The organism is Sulfitobacter aestuariivivens, from assembly GCF_014763045.1.
GTDB classification, from domain to species: Bacteria; Pseudomonadota; Alphaproteobacteria; order Rhodobacterales; family Rhodobacteraceae; genus Sulfitobacter; species Sulfitobacter aestuariivivens.
This window is the reverse complement of record NZ_JACTAG010000001.1, coordinates 1,657,262-1,671,894: the sequence shown is the minus strand read 5'-3', so window position 1 is coordinate 1,671,894 and position 14,633 is coordinate 1,657,262. Positions and strand designations below refer to the sequence as shown.

Annotated in this window: 13 protein-coding genes and 1 pseudogene; 8 read left to right on the top strand and 6 right to left on the bottom strand. The window is 58.3% G+C overall.

Annotated features, from left to right (window positions below):
• Positions 1 to 43: 43 nt before the first annotated feature.
• From H9Q16_RS08210 to H9Q16_RS08190, 5 genes are all read left to right on the top strand, one after another.
• Positions 44 to 2,134, top strand: coding sequence for a xanthine dehydrogenase family protein molybdopterin-binding subunit (locus H9Q16_RS08210; RefSeq protein WP_191074824.1), 2,091 nt, complete (start codon positions 44 to 46; stop codon positions 2,132 to 2,134).
• The gene (locus H9Q16_RS08205) at positions 2,131 to 3,084 is read left to right on the top strand and encodes a dihydrodipicolinate synthase family protein (RefSeq protein ID WP_191074823.1); all 954 of its coding nucleotides are present in this window, start codon (positions 2,131 to 2,133) and stop codon (positions 3,082 to 3,084) included. The genes H9Q16_RS08210 and H9Q16_RS08205 overlap by 4 nt, the downstream gene beginning before the upstream one ends.
• 137 nt (positions 3,085 to 3,221) lie before the next feature.
• The gene (kynU, locus tag H9Q16_RS08200) at positions 3,222 to 4,418 is read left to right on the top strand and encodes a kynureninase (RefSeq protein ID WP_191074822.1); all 1,197 of its coding nucleotides are present in this window, start codon (positions 3,222 to 3,224) and stop codon (positions 4,416 to 4,418) included.
• 10 nt (positions 4,419 to 4,428) lie between these two features.
• Positions 4,429 to 5,295, top strand: coding sequence for an alpha/beta hydrolase (locus H9Q16_RS08195; RefSeq protein ID WP_216859313.1), 867 nt, complete (start codon positions 4,429 to 4,431; stop codon positions 5,293 to 5,295).
• Positions 5,295 to 6,233: a tryptophan 2,3-dioxygenase gene (locus H9Q16_RS08190; RefSeq protein WP_191074821.1), complete on the top strand. Its 939-nt coding sequence runs from the start codon at positions 5,295 to 5,297 to the stop codon at positions 6,231 to 6,233. The genes H9Q16_RS08195 and H9Q16_RS08190 overlap by 1 nt, the downstream gene beginning before the upstream one ends.
• A 203-nt stretch (positions 6,234 to 6,436) precedes the next feature.
• On the opposite strand, the gene H9Q16_RS08185 is transcribed toward H9Q16_RS08190, so the two are convergent.
• The 5 genes from H9Q16_RS08185 to H9Q16_RS08165 form a co-directional block, all read right to left on the bottom strand.
• Positions 6,437 to 7,273, bottom strand: coding sequence for an NAD-dependent epimerase/dehydratase family protein (locus H9Q16_RS08185; RefSeq protein WP_191075209.1), 837 nt, complete (start codon positions 7,271 to 7,273; stop codon positions 6,437 to 6,439).
• Between the two features lie 17 nt (positions 7,274 to 7,290).
• Positions 7,291 to 8,064, bottom strand: coding sequence for an HpcH/HpaI aldolase family protein (locus H9Q16_RS08180; protein WP_191074820.1), 774 nt, complete (start codon positions 8,062 to 8,064; stop codon positions 7,291 to 7,293).
• Positions 8,061 to 9,254: an NAD(P)/FAD-dependent oxidoreductase gene (locus H9Q16_RS08175; protein ID WP_191074819.1), complete on the bottom strand. Its 1,194-nt coding sequence runs from the start codon at positions 9,252 to 9,254 to the stop codon at positions 8,061 to 8,063. Before H9Q16_RS08175 ends, H9Q16_RS08180 begins: the two co-directional genes overlap by 4 nt.
• A gap of 87 nt (positions 9,255 to 9,341) precedes the next feature.
• A complete protein-coding gene (locus H9Q16_RS08170; protein ID WP_191074818.1) occupies positions 9,342 to 9,950 on the bottom strand; it encodes a 2-hydroxychromene-2-carboxylate isomerase in 609 nt (202 codons plus the stop codon).
• The gene (locus H9Q16_RS08165; RefSeq protein WP_191074817.1) at positions 9,943 to 10,959 is read right to left on the bottom strand and encodes a phosphotransferase; all 1,017 of its coding nucleotides are present in this window, start codon (positions 10,957 to 10,959) and stop codon (positions 9,943 to 9,945) included. The genes H9Q16_RS08170 and H9Q16_RS08165 overlap by 8 nt, the downstream gene beginning before the upstream one ends.
• A 110-nt stretch (positions 10,960 to 11,069) precedes the next feature.
• Between H9Q16_RS08165 and H9Q16_RS08160 the strand changes: the two genes are divergently transcribed.
• Entirely contained in the window at positions 11,070 to 12,299 is a 1,230-nt protein-coding gene (locus tag H9Q16_RS08160; protein ID WP_191074816.1) for an acyl-CoA dehydrogenase family protein, read from the top strand.
• A 74-nt stretch (positions 12,300 to 12,373) separates the two neighbouring features.
• On the opposite strand, the gene H9Q16_RS08155 is transcribed toward H9Q16_RS08160, so the two are convergent.
• Positions 12,374 to 12,790 (bottom strand): hypothetical protein, encoded by a 417-nt coding sequence (locus tag H9Q16_RS08155; protein WP_191074815.1) that lies wholly within the window; start codon positions 12,788 to 12,790, stop codon positions 12,374 to 12,376.
• Between the two features lie 167 nt (positions 12,791 to 12,957).
• Between H9Q16_RS08155 and H9Q16_RS20905 the strand changes: the two are divergent.
• Both H9Q16_RS20905 and H9Q16_RS08150 read left to right on the top strand, forming a co-directional pair.
• A pseudogene (locus H9Q16_RS20905) lies at positions 12,958 to 13,227 on the top strand (winged helix-turn-helix domain-containing protein); the annotation flags it as partial.
• Between the two features lie 138 nt (positions 13,228 to 13,365).
• Positions 13,366 to 14,589: a tetratricopeptide repeat protein gene (locus H9Q16_RS08150; protein ID WP_246455545.1), complete on the top strand. Its 1,224-nt coding sequence runs from the start codon at positions 13,366 to 13,368 to the stop codon at positions 14,587 to 14,589.
• Positions 14,590 to 14,633: the final 44 nt, after the last annotated feature.

Here is a 14,633-nt window from a genome sequence, read left to right as displayed (position 1 = left end):
GGGGATTTGATCGAATAGCACAATCCATCTTTGTCGGAGCGTCATGTTGTCCAATACCCCGAACCGCGAAAGCCCGACATTTCTCAAAGGGCAGGGCCGCTATGCTGCCGATGTTGCCCCACGGGGCGCCTTGCATGTGGCTTTTGTGCGCAACCCCGTTGGGGCGGGGAAGATTGTGGAGCTTGATACGTCTTTGGCCGCTGCCGCGCCGGATGTGCTGGGGGTCTATAGGGCTGATGACGTTGCGCATCTGGGCGAGTTGTCGGTCAATCAGGTGATCCCGGCCGGGGCGTTGCCACGCTATCCGGTGCTTGCCGGTCCGGATGTGGGGGCGGTGGGCCAACCCATTGCCGCCGTCGTTGCCCGGACTGCGATGGCGGCGGCGGATGCGGTCGAGCAGGTCATCGTCGAGATCGACGAACTTGCGGTGCCGGATGAGGAGATCGCGGCCCAAAGCTGGTCGGATGGTGATATCGATGCTGCCTTTACCGCAGCGGCGTTGGTGGTCGAAACAACAATTACGCACCCCCGGCTGGCCCCGTCGCCGATGGAGCCGCGCGCGGTCTGCGCCGCCTTTGACCCGGCGACCGACAGTCTCACGGTCTGGCAGTCGACCCAAACGCCCCATCGCAGCCGCTCTGAACTGGCAGCGATCCTCAATGTCGACGCCCGCCGCATCCGGGTGATTGCGCAGCATGTGGGTGGGGCCTTTGGCATGAAGGGCTCGATCTATCCTGAAGAGGTCTTTGTGGTCTGGGCGGCCTTGCAACTGCGCCAGACGCTTGTCTGGACGGCAAGCCGGTCAGAAGAATTTCTGTCGGCCACGCAAGGACGGGGCATCCAAAGCGAGGGGGCGCTGGCAGTTGATGCGGCGGGCGAATTTCTTGGCCTGCGGGCCAGAATTGTTGCCCCGATAGGCCCTTGGGTGCCCAACAGCGGGCTTATCCCGGCGTGGAATGCGGGCCGTATGTTGCCGTCAGGCTATGCGGTCGGGGCGGTCGATATTGAAACCCGCGCGGTGCGAGCGTCCGGCGGGATCACCGGGATCTATCGCGGGGCGGGGCGACCGGAGGCGAATTGCCTGATGGAACGTCTGGTGGACAAGGCCGCCCGTGCACTGAATGTCGACCCCGTGCGACTGCGGCTGCAGAACCTGCTGTCTGCGGAGGCCTTACCGCGGCAGACACCGACGGGTAATCTGCTGGATTCAGGTGATTATTCGGGCGCGCTGTGCATGATGATGCAACAGGCGGGCTATGCCGATCTGATCCGCCAGCGCGATGCGCGGCGGGCACAGGGCGCGCTCGTAGGGCTGGGCGTTGCTTTTTATCTGGAGCCATCGGGGGAAGGCTGGGAAAGTGCGCGGGTCACGCTGTCAGACGGCAATGCTGTGATCGCCAGTGGTAGCTCATCGCAGGGGCATGGCCGCGAGACGACCTATGCCAAGATCGCGTCTGGCGCCCTCGAATTGCCCGCTGATGCCATTGAGGTGGTGATGGGAGACACCGGGTTGACCCCGGCAGGTATCGGGGCGCTGGCCAGCCGGGCAACTGCCATTGGCGGATCGGCAGTGCTGGACGCCTGCCAACAGGCAGCGGCAGCGAGGGCAGCAGGAGCAGACCTGCCGCTGACCGCCGAAGTGGTTTATTGCAACAAGGGGCAGGCGTGGGGCTATGGTGCCTATCTGGTCATGCTGTCGATATGTGCCGAGACCGGTCAACCCACGATCGAGGCGGTGACCTGCGTCGACGACGCGGGGCGCATCATCAACGATGCGCAGGTGCAGGGACAGATCATCGGCGGCTTTACCCAAGGTTTTGGTGAGGCGATGATGGAACGGGTGGTCTATGACGCGGACGGTCAGCTTTTGACCGGGTCGTTCATGGATTATGCCATGCCGCGCGCAGCGGACGTGCCCCCGCTTGATATCCACAAGATGCAAACGCCAAGCCCAACGAACCTGTTGGGTGCCAAGGGCGTGGGGGAGGCGGGCACCATTGGTGCGCCCGCCGCTATTTTGAACGCAGCAATCGATGCGCTTAGCCCGCTGGGTATCGAGGACCTGACAATGCCGCTGACGCCGCATAGGCTGTGGGACGCGATACAAGACGCAATGCCGGGGGAGGCGACATGAAATATCAAAAGGCGGATGCCAAGGCCTATGCCAAGGAGCACATGCGCGGCATCTGGGCCGCAGCCCTCAACCCGTTTGAGGCGGATGGCGCGTTCAATGAGGCCGGGCTGCGGTCCAACATCCGCCATTGGATCGATGACCTGGAGATTGCGGGCCTGTTTATTGCGGGCAAGCAGGGCGAGTTCTGGGCCATGTCGCTGGAGGAGCGGAAACGCAATATGGAGATCGCGGTCGATGAATGCGGGGCCAAGGCCGCCACGATCATGTCAGCGTCGGACCAGAATGTGGATACGGTACTGGACCTTGGCCGCCACGCACAGAATATCGGTGCGGATTACATCGTCGTGCATGCCCCGATGCTCAGCTTTTGCCATGATCGCGATGAGGTTCTGCACAATTATTACAGACACCTTTGCGATAATCTGGATATCGGCATCGCCATGTGGAGCCATCCCGACAGCGGCTATCTGATGGCGCCCGAAACCTGCGCGCGCATTGCTGAGCTGCCCAACATCGTTGCCATCAAGTATTCCGTCCCGCGCGAGATGTATGTGCGTTTGACGCAGATGGTCGGCGACAAGATACAGGTCTCAACCTCGCTCGAGGACGACTGGCTGCGCAATATCGAAGAATTGGGGTGGGATTTGTACCTGTGTTCCTCGCCACCCTATCAATTGCAAACGGCGACAGATCGTCGGATGCATGAGTACACGCAAGCCGCCCTGGCGGGGGATTTCAAGACCGCGCATCAGATCAGCACCAGTCTTGATCCGGTGCGCCAGGCAATCAAGTCGACCAAGCCTGCGGGGAAACCAACGGCGCACGGGAAGTACTGGCAAGAGCTGCTCGGACAGGTTGGCGGACACGTTCGCTTTCCGATGCTGGAATTGACTCAGGCCGAAAAGGATGCGACCCGACAGGCATTCGAAGGCTGCGGTCTAAGGCCGTAACTCTTGACGGGATAACAGATCGTCCCGCTGGCTGGGCGCGCGGAAACTTTCAAAGTTTCCGACCGTTTTCTTTGAAAGAAAACGCCTGCGCCACTGGCGGCACGATACGCGCAAACAAGAAGGCTAAGAACGACCTGATGACAGATTTTACCAAGACCAAAGCGCTCTTTCAGATCCCCGAGGGCATGATCTATCTAAATGGTAACTCGCTGGGCCCGATGCCGAAGTCGGCCCCCGACAGGATCCTCGATTTCATGCACAATGAATGGGCCACTGATCTGATCAAGGGCTGGAACACCAAAGGCTGGTTCATGCAGACCAACACCCTTGGTGACCGCATTGGCGCGCTGGTCGGGGCCGAAGAAGACAGTATTGTTGTGGGCGACACGCTATCGATCAAGATCTTTCAGGCCGTGGCCGCCTGCCTGGCTCTGCGTCCAGACCGCAAGGTGATCCTGAGCGACAATGGTAACTTCCCCACAGACCTTTACATGGTCGAGGGGTTGCTGAAGCTCAAAGAAGCGGGATACGATCTGCGCACACCCAATCCTGATGACGTGATGGAACAGATCACTGACGAGGTTGCCTGCGTGATGCTGACCGAGGTGGACTATCGCACTGGCCGCAAGCACGACATGAAGGCCATCATCGACAAGGCCCATGCGCATGGCGCACTGGTGGTCTGGGATCTTGCCCATTCTGCGGGCGCGATCCCTGTGGACCTGTCTGGCTGTGACACGGATTTTGCTGCGGGCTGCACTTACAAGTTCCTCAATGGTGGTCCCGGCGCGCCCGCGTTCATCTACGTGGCACCGCGACTGATCGCAGATGTGGAACCCGCGCTGTCCGGCTGGTACGGCCACGCCGCACCTTTTGATTTTGATCTCAATTATCGCCCGATGCCCAACAAGATCGACCGGATGCGCATCGGCACGCCGTCGATTGCGTCCTTTGCAATTCTTGAGGCGGCGATGGACGCCTGGGACGGCGTCGACATGCAGGCATTGCGCGCCCGCTCAATTGAACTGATGACGCTTTTTGTGGGAGAGGTCGAAGCCCGTTGCCCCGGTCTGACGCTTGCCGGTCCGCGTGACATGAATGCGCGCGGCAGCCATGTTTCGTTCCGGTTCGAGCACGGCTATCCCTGCATGCAGGCGCTGATTGCGAAAAAGGTCATTGGCGACTTCCGCGCGCCCGACATCATGCGGTTTGGGATCACGCCTCTTTTCCTTGATGAGGACGATATTCGCGGTGCCGTGGATATTCTGTCGGACATTCTGAAGAATGAAACTTGGAAAGAGGAACGTTTCCAGACCCGTTCGGCCGTAACATAAGGCGATCCACTTGGATGCCGACACGCAACCCCGTTGGCGCGAGATGACGGCGGCTGAACGGGAAGACGCCTATTCACCCAGCACGATGGTCGGTGGCGATCTGGGCCGCTTCATTGCATCCTATGCGGAACAAAGTCGTGCCGCCTATGCGACCTGCCCTGATCTGCAAACACTGCACTACGGGCAAGCCGAAACACAGACCCTTGATCTTGTCGTGCCCCAGGGGGCCGGGCCACACCCGCTGCACGTGTTTGTCCACGGCGGCTATTGGCAGGCGCTTTCCAAGAAAGAGAGCTTCTTTGCGGCGCCCGGGACTTTGGCGCAGGGCATCGCGTTTTCTGCAGTGGATTATACGCTGGCCCCTGGCGCGGCACTTGGTGAGATTGTCGATGAAGTTATCTCTGCGATCAGATTTTTGATCATGCAATCAGATGCCTATGGACTTGATCCCACCCGGGTCGTGATCTCTGGCAGCTCTGCAGGCGCACATCTGGCAGCGATGGCAACGCTGAGACTAGGGGCGTCTGAGCGACCGGCGGGGTTGATGTTACTGTCTGGCATCTACGATCTGCGCCCCTTAGTTGGGACGTACATCAATGATGCCATTGGTATGGACGACAAATCCGCCGCCGCTCTCAGCCCGGCGCTGTGCGACCTTTCGGGCTTTCCGCCCAGTGTCGTTGCCTGGGGCGACAATGAAACCGACGAATTCAAGCGCCAAAGTCTGCATTTCGCAGAGCTCTTGCAGCAGGCGGGATGCGCGACTGACACGCGCGAGGTTGCCGGGCGCAATCATTTCGATATCGTGCATGACATCGCCAGCGACAGCGCGCTGGGCGGCTGGCTGGCCCGGCTGGCGCGACCAAAGGAGCACTGATGCCCAGTTACAAGCCTGTTTTTCCCAATTTGATCGATGCCTCTCAGGTTGAGGCATCAGTGCATCCGCGCCCGATGGGGATGACCACCGATGCCACCCGCGCCGAGATGGCAGAACAGACCGGCGGCGAGCCGATGGTGGAATTCCAAGGCAAGACCAACCCCTACATAGATTACCAGAGCATTGACTTGTTGTTGTCGCTGCAACATCCCCGGTCGGATGGCTATGACGAGATGTCGTTCTTTGTCATGGGGCAGGTGAAGGAATTGCTGTTTCGCGGTTTGCATTTTGAGCTTTTCAACGCCAGGGCGCAGTTGCGTGAGGGCGCGGTGACCAATGCATTGGTGATTTTGAACCGTGCTGGCGCCTATGTCGATCATCTGGCAGATACGTGGAATATCCTCAACACGATCACGACCGAGGGCTTCAACGAATTCCGGGACCACCTGTCGACCGCATCAGGACAGCTGAGTTTCATGTATCGGCACGTGGAATTTATCTTGGGGAACAAGAGCAAACGGCTGGCCACGGCGCACAAGAACGTGCGGCACGTCTGGCCCGCGATGAAGGAGGCGCTGGAAAGCCCCAGTCTATATGATGCAGCAATCAGCGTGATCCACAACGCGGGGCACAAGGTAGACAACGCAGCACTCAACCGGGACTGGGCGGAGACATATCAGTCGAACGCCTCTGTCGCGTCTGCATGGGCGGAGGTGTATCAGAATCCAGCGCCGGATAACCCGCTTTATCTGTTGGCTGAACAGCTTATTGCGATTGATGAGAAGATGTCGTTTTACCGTTGGCGGCATTTCACGTCCGTCCACAAGATCATCGGCTATAAACCCGGTACGGGAGGGTCAGCAGGGGTCGGGTGGTTGCAGCATGTGACCCAGCACCGGTTCTTCCCCGAACTTTGGGAAATTCGCGACAGTCTTTGAGTGTAAGCAAGACCAGGACCAGTCCTATGCGTCCTCAGGCGAATGCGCCGCGCAGTGTCGGGGTTTCACTGAGTTTAAATTGAAAGATGAAGAGGGGCCGCCGCGCGGGGCCTCTTTTTGCAGGATACCTTTGGGCCGGACCAGCCTTGGAGGACGCCGGGCATGGCACGTCTTGTCGGGCGGGGATGACCCCGACCCTCGCTTCAGGTCTCTTTCTTGTCGTTGACGATTGTCATCTGAGCGATGCCGGATTCGCCCAGATCGACCTTGGCAAACGGCCCGCCCTGCAACATTTCCGCCGGGTCCGTGACATCCGCAGGACCAGTTTCGGCCAGGACCTTTTCAGCAAATTGTTCGGCATTGTCCTTGGGTTTGTAGCCCAGGAAGGACGCAAGCGTGTTGTCCACCGGGGCGCGGTCGTTGTTTGACACTCCATAGATGATCGAGAACCCCACCGAGGGCGTGTCAATCGCGCGCTCGACCAGGTGGATGAGGTCATCATAGCTGAGCCAGGACCCCAGCGCGCGCGCGTTGTTGACTTGCGCTGCGGAAAGGATGCGCAAGTGCACGCTCTCCATCTGGCGCTTGTCCCAGTACATGGAGCCGAGGTCTTCGGTGAAACATTTGGCCAGCCCGTAGAACGTATCGGGGCGGTGGGGGGCGTCGATGCCGATGAAATCGCGTTTCTTGTGCATGCCGACCGCATGAATGGATGACGCATAGACCACCCGGCGCACGCCCTGCTGATAGCCGGCTTCCCAGATGTTGTAAGAGCCGATGAAGTTGGGGCCCAAAAGCTCTTCAAACGGCTTTTCATCGACAATAGCCCCAAAGTGGATCACCATGTCGGCGCCTTCGAGGATCGGAAATATTTCGTCGTATTTGGCCAGATCCGCCTGCACGTAGCTTTCGCCCGCATAAAGCGTGCCGATGTCGTCGGCGATATCGGTGCTGACCAGTTCATCTGCCATCTGGCTGAGTGGTTCACGCAAGTAGGACCCAAGGCGGCCAGCGGCACCGGTCAGGACAAGTTTCTTCAGTTTCATGGGGCTTTTCCTCAGGTTAGATTGTCTTTGACGGTTTTGAGCAGGGTGTCGGCCGCCTTGGCCAGAAGCCCCGCGTCCGATCCGCAGGCGACAAAGCTGAACCCGTCGTTCAGCAGTTCTGTTGCAAAAGCCGGATCAGAAACCAGCGTGCCCACAGGCATGCGCCGATCCATCAGCTTGCGTGCGGCGGGGCGGATGAAAGCCCAGATGTCGGGGTGCATTGGCTGTCCCAGGATCCCCATGTCCGCGCCGATGTCAGCGGGGCCGAAGAAGATGCCGTCGATGCCGTCGATCTCCGCAAAGGCTGTTGCGTTTTCGACGGCCTGCACGGTTTCGAGCTGGATCAGGATCGCGGTCTGGTTTTCGACTTCGGTGAAATAGTCTGTGACCCGGCCAAACCGATTGGCCCGCATGGTGCCCGCCACGCCGCGGTTGCCCCGCGGCGGGTAGCGACAGGCCGCTACAGCGGCTTCGGCCTCTGCGATGCTTTCGACCATGGGAAAAAGCAGCCCCGGCACGCCCATATCAAGCAGGCGTTTGACTTTGACGGCATCGTTCCAGTCGGGGCGCACGATGGGGGTGGTCGGGGTCGGCTCAAAAGCCTGCAACTGGCCCAGCAACGAGGTCAACTCGTTTGGGCAGTGTTCCATGTCCAACAGGGCCCAGTCATACCCGGCGGGTGCCACAGCTTCGGCGGCATAGGCATTGCTGAGACTGACCCACAGGCCCACCTGCTGACGACCCGCACGGATCGCCTTGAGAAAGGCATTTTCGCGAAGTCTCATATGATGGCCCTTTCCACGAATTTCTGCCCTGTTTCGATACGCTCGTATCCGAAAGGTGAAAGGTCAAGCGACCGGTAAGCACCATAGGCGATCAGTTCGGCAATGCCGCGCCCCATGGCCGGGGATTGTTGCAGGCCGTGGCCTGAGAAACCGTTGAGCATGACGAAATTTTCGACCCTCGTGTGGCGCCCCAGAATGGCGTTCTGATCGAGGCTGTTGAAGGCATAGTGACCCACCCATTGATTGATCACCTTGACTTGTTCGAACGCAGGCACACGGGTGGCGATCGCGGGCCAGACCTTTTCGAGCCAGATCGAATGATCAAACTCGAAATCGTCGGGGGCCACGTCGGGGTCGTCATCCGGGGGGCACCCGGCGAGATAATATTTCCCTTCCGAGCGCATGTGCACGCCCGAGGGATCAATCGTCAACGGCAGGTCGCGGTTCAGCGGGTGGGCCGCATCAAAGATGAACGTATAGCGCTTGCGGGGTCGGACGGGCAGGTCGATGCCCGCCATCTGTGCCGTATCGTTGGCGCGTGGGCCAGAGCAGTTCACCACGGTGCCGCAAGATATGGTTGCGCCGGATTTCAGGGTGACGCTATCGACGTTGGCCTTTGCGGCGTTCAGCGTCATCCCAACCACTTCGTCGTGGATGTAGGTCACGCCGTTGCGCTTGGCCATGCGCTTGAACCAGTCAAACATTGTGCCACCGTCAAAGTATCCTTCGTCGACCAGGTTATGATTGGCCGCGATGATGTCATCCAGCATGTAAAACGGGTATGCCGCCGCGATGTCCTCGCGCGTCATGTGCCTGGTGTGTGCGCCAAGAGATGCCTGTATCTGCTGACTTTCTTTCAATGTGGCGGCAAATTCGGGTGTGTCTGCAAGATAGAGATAACCATAACTTTGCAACACGAGATGGGGCACCTCGGGGTCACCCCCCATGAAGGCGCGAAAATTCTTGATGAACTCGGCCCCGAACTGAGAAATGCGGATGTTCGTGGCATTCGAGAATTGCTGGCGGATGCACGAATTAGTGTGGCTGGTAGAGGCGAATTCGTAGGTCGGGTCACGCTCCACCACCAGAACCTTGCCGTCAAAGCCGGTCATCTGGGTCAGCCACCAGGCCAGCGAAGATCCGTAGATCGCCCCGCCTACAATCACAACGTCATATGATTGATTGTCCATGTCTCCCCCTTCGGACCACCAGCATACTGCTGTTCCAAAGGGGTAGATTCTGATGCATCGATTGACCAGCTTTTTCGACCGCTGGGCTTATGGAGCGAACGGTTTTGCAATGGCGCGGGCCACCAAATCCAACCGATCCTGCCCGTAAAACATGTCGCCCCGCACAAAATATGTGGGCGACCCAAAGACCGACCGCTGGATTGCCTCGCGCGTGTTTGTCGTGTGCTGGGCTTGCACTGGGTCGCTTTGGGCAGCCTCGATCAGTGCGGCACCGTCGAGACCCAGACTATCTGCTGCACGGCGCAAGGTCGGTTCATCCGCGATATTCGCGTCATCGCGCCAGTGTATCTGCAGGATAGTCCGCGACAGCGCATCGGCGTCTGGTCCGGCGGCGATAATCATGCCGTTGGGCAGCGCCAGTGCATTGTCGTGGTACGTGGGCCGGTGCCGGATCATCGGCAGGTCGCGCACTTCGGCCCACCGAAACATGTCGCGGCCAAAAAAGTAGTCTTCATGCGCGGGGCTTCTGGACCCGAAGGCATCGCCGCTGGTGGCATCAATGACCGGGTTCAGATCAATGGGGCGATGATCAATCCGCCAGCCCGCATCATCAGCGATGCGCTGTAGTTCCCATGCGCCCAGATAGGCATAGGCCGAGTGGGCCGAGTAGAAATATTCGATCACGCCATCAGTCATTGGCCAGCCGCCGCGCCTCGCCCGCCATCAGCGCGATAACATGACGCATCATCTCTGAATCGCGTGGATTTGAGGCATTGCCGTCCAGCCCGCGTTTCAGAACTCCCTGCAGGATGGCCAACAGGCGGAAGTAGGAAAATACCAGATAGAACGTCCAGTTGGCGGGCCGTTTGATGCCTCTGCGTTCGCAGTAAAGATCGACGTACTCATCTTCGGTTGGCAGGCCGATCCCGGCGCGGTCCACGCCCGCCAATCCGCGGAAATGCCCCGAATTGGGCAACCGCCAATGCATGCACTGATAGGCCAGATCGGCAAGCGGGTGGCCCAAGGTCGACAGCTCCCAATCCAGCACCGCCGCGACAACTTCGCGGTTTGGGGCAAAGATCATGTTGTCGATACGGTAATCTCCATGCACGATTGAAGATGCACCATCGTCAGGCACCATATTGGCCTCAAGCCAGTCCATGACCCAATCGGCATCCTCAAGCTTATCGGTTTCGGCAGCCCGGTATTGTCCTGACCAGCGCCCCACCTGCCGTTCGAAGTAATTGCCGGGCTTGCCATAATCTCCCAGACCCACGGCCTCTGGATCGACTGAGTGCAGGGCGGCCAGCGTGTTGTTCATGGCGTCGTAAACGCGCCCGCGTGCGTTATTGTCGAGATCGGGCAGGGCCGGATCCCAAAATATGCGACCCTTGACCATTTCCATCACAAAGAACTGTGTGCCCATCGGGCTGTCGTCGTCGGACAAATGCAGCATTTTCGGCACTGCCACATTCGTTTTCGCCAGCCCTTGCATCACGCGGAATTCACGGTCAACGGCATGGGCAGACTTCAGCAACTTGCCCGGCGGCTTGGCACGCAACACAAATTGCTTGGCCCCGGACGTCAGCTTGTAAGTGGGATTCGACTGCCCGTCAGAGAACTTGTCGATCGCATCCAGGCGGCCAAATCCGTCGACATGGGCCTGCAGATACCCTTCCAATTCGGCGCGATCATACTGGTGCACGTAACGTCTCCTTTGGTCAGGGCCACTCCGCCATGGACAGCCCAGGCAATCTAAGCAACTCTGCCGCCCAAGCGAAACCCCACCGTCACGTCACGCCAAAGGAACATCCCATGAATTTTTCCATGCGCCCCGAATATCAAGAGCTGCTGGACCGTGTCGCGACCATGATCCGCGACGAAATCATGCCGATGGAAGAGGAATACCAGACTGAAATCGGCACAGGCGATCGCTGGGAGTTTACCGCGCGGCAAACCGAAATCCTCGAAGGGCTCAAGCAAAAGGCCAAGGATGCAGGGCTGTGGAACTTCTGGCTGACGGACAGTGAAAAGGGGTTCGGGCTGACCACGGTTGAATACGCGTACTTTGCCGAAGAGATGGGCAAGACGCCTCTTGGAGCCGAAACCTTCAACTGCTCGGCACCGGATACGGGCAACATGGAGGTGTTCGAACGCTACGGGTCCGAGGCGATGAAAGAGAGGTGGCTCAAGCCGCTGCTCAACGGTGAAATCAGATCCGCCTATCTGATGACAGAGCCTGATGTCGCGTCGTCAGACGCCACGAATGTCAAACTTAGCTGTGTGCGCGATGGCGATGACTATGTGCTGAACGGGGAAAAATGGTGGGCATCGGGTGCGGGTGATCCGCGCTGCAAGGTTTATGTCGTAATGGTGCGCACCGGCACCGAAGAGGACCCCAAGCATCGTCGCCAGTCGATGATCATCGTCGATGCTGAGACACCCGGCATCGACATCCTGCGTCCCATGCAGGTCTACGGCCATGACGACGCGCCCCACGGGCACATGCATATCCGTTTCACGGATGTGCGCGTGCCGGCCGAAAACCTGCTGCTGGGCGAAGGGCGCGGCTTTGAGATCGCACAAGGCCGCCTTGGGCCGGGCCGTATCCACCATTGCATGCGCGCCATCGGACAGGCGGAAAGTGCGCTGGAGCTGATGTGCCGCAGATCCTTGCAGCGCGAAGCCTTTGGCAAGCCCCTTGCCAAGTTGGGCGCCAACTATGACATCATCGCAGAATGCCGGATGGAGATCGAAATGGCGCGGCTTTTGTGCCTGAAGGCCGCCTGGTACATGGATCAGGGCGACAAACGCGCCGCTGCCCCGTGGATCAGCCAGATCAAGGTCATTGCGCCGCGCGTGGCGCTGAAAGTCATCGATGAAGCCGTGCAGATGCACGGGGGCGAAGGCATCTCTCAGGATACGCCGTTGGCCATCGCGTGGACCCATGTCCGTACATTGCGCCTTGCCGATGGACCGGACGCCGTACACCGCCGTCAGGTCGCGCGCGCAGAGCTGAAGAAGTACACGCAAGAACCTGTTTAAGAGGAAGGCAGGTCGGGGGACATTGCTGCCATCGGCCATATGCGAGCCAATGGCAGAGATTGACCGACCGACCCTTAGAGTCCTGACGAAGGTTCGAAATCGAGAAGTTCGAATGTCATCTTGCCTTTCGCATTGAACTTCTGAACAACATCCCCATTCCGCACGGCGGACAAACAACGATAGCGGCCCTTGTCTGCCGCCATCGATACACAGACATGATCAGTATCGGTAATGGCATAGACGCCACTGCCTTCCCAACCACCGTTGGTCAGTTCGCCGCTTACTACATTGGTTGGGTCATAAAAGAATCGAAACATCTTTTCGCCCGACTTTGCTGTCACGACATGGCCGACCAAAAGTTCCGCTATCTGATCAGACTTCAGTCGCTCACCGCCGTCCTTGAGCGCTGCATCGAGCTCAGTTTCCGCCATTGCGATACCGCCCACCAATGCAACTGCACAGCTCGCAATCGCTACTTTTGAGAATGTCATGTTCGTCTCCTTTTCAATCTATTACGTGTTCGCGGGCAAAGCCCAATTCGAATGCATAAAGTGGCCAATCCTGACTGGCTTGATCGGAACCTGATTTTTTCTGACATTTAGATGACAAAGACGATCAACCGTTGAGCGCCATGCTTTGCCGATTGTAAGGTCTCTGTATGTACAAATTTGCGGACTTTGAATTTCATCCCGATCGGGGGCTTTCCCGGGATGGTGTTGCCGTCGCGCTTGAACCACAGGCGCTACTGTTGTTGGGATATCTCATCGAGCATCGCGCAGGCATCGTCAGCAAGCAGGACCTCATTGATAAAATCTGGGATGGGAAGGCAATAACCGACGCGGCACTGAACACCCGTGTGCATTCTGTCAGAAAGGCCCTGGGCGATACCGCTTCTACCTCCGAATTTATCAAGACATATCCAAAGCGCGGGTTTCAGTTCGTTGCGCGGGTAACCACAGACGAGGCCGGGGAAAAACCTTTAAAACCCAAACGGCGGCTGCTGAGCCTGGTTGCAGCTTTTGTCGCCCTGTCTGGCGTTGTCTGGCTTGCTTTACCCGGTGAAGAAATGCTGGTGCTGGATACAGAAAAGCCGTCGATCGCCGTTGTTCGTTTCGATGATCTCAGCGGAGACCCGTCGACCCGATACTTTGTAGAGGGTTTGACGGATGAACTTACCGGACACCTTTCGCGCAATCGAGATCTGTTTGTTGTCTCAAGCGCGACGATGTTTTCCTACGCCGATCAAACGGACACGGCTCTCCAAATCGCCCGTGATCTCGGTGTGAGCTATGTGGTTCGAGGCAGCGTTAGACGCGAAGATGAACGTGTACGTGTCAGTGGAGAGCTTGTCGATGTTGAGGCCAACGAGACAATCTGGGCGGAGGCTTTCGAGCATGAACTGAATGACATCTTCTTTGTTCAGGAGGAGATTAGCCAAGCGATTTCGGGCAGACTTCTGCCTGAAATTTATCAATCTGACAGTTTGCAGGGACTTGACAAGCCGACAGATGATCTTGGCGCGTGGGATCTTTATTTGCGTGGCCGTGTTCGACAGTCTGTGTTTTCCAAAGAAGCACAGGAAGAGGCCTTGCAGTTTGCAGAAGAGGCGCTGGCCCGTGATCCGGAATTCGCGGCAGCGCATAGCCTGAAGGCGAGGGCACTTGGCACCATATTCTTCTTTCAGTGGAGCGATGCACCACAGGACACACTTGTGTCCTCAACAGAGGCGGCGAAACGGGCCATTGAATTGGATGACAAGGACGCGCAAGCCCACGCAGCCTTGGGGTATATCTATCGGTTTACCGGTGAGGCCGAACCTGCGATTGCAAACCTTGAGCGTGCGGTGGTTCTTAATCCAAACAATGCCCGCATTCGCCTGGAACTGGCGCATACGTATGATTGGTTTCGCATGCAAAGCAAAGCCTTGCCCCACATCGAGATGGCACTGAAACTAAGCCCCCGTGATCCGATGCTCCAGAATATGTATTTCTATCAGGGGCATATTCTCTTTCATCTTGGTCGACATGAGGACGCGCTCGACGCGGCGCGCCATTTGGGCGCTGTTGCCATAAGTGATACTTGGCGGGTTTTTTATCACTTGCTACGTGCCGCAAATCTCAGCGAACTCGGGGTGCCAGAAGAGGCTCAAAAGGCCGTTGCCGCCGCATTAAAGATTAATCCAAAGCTTTCGATCACAGCGATGCAAAGGCAATTTGTAGGCTCTAAAAACCATCCGGAAAACCGGCGAAGGTGGCTCACCAGTCTCCGCGACGCTGGTTTGCCGGAGTAAGCTCGTTCTCTGAATCGGACTTTTTTAGGCTCTGGATCGGTCAA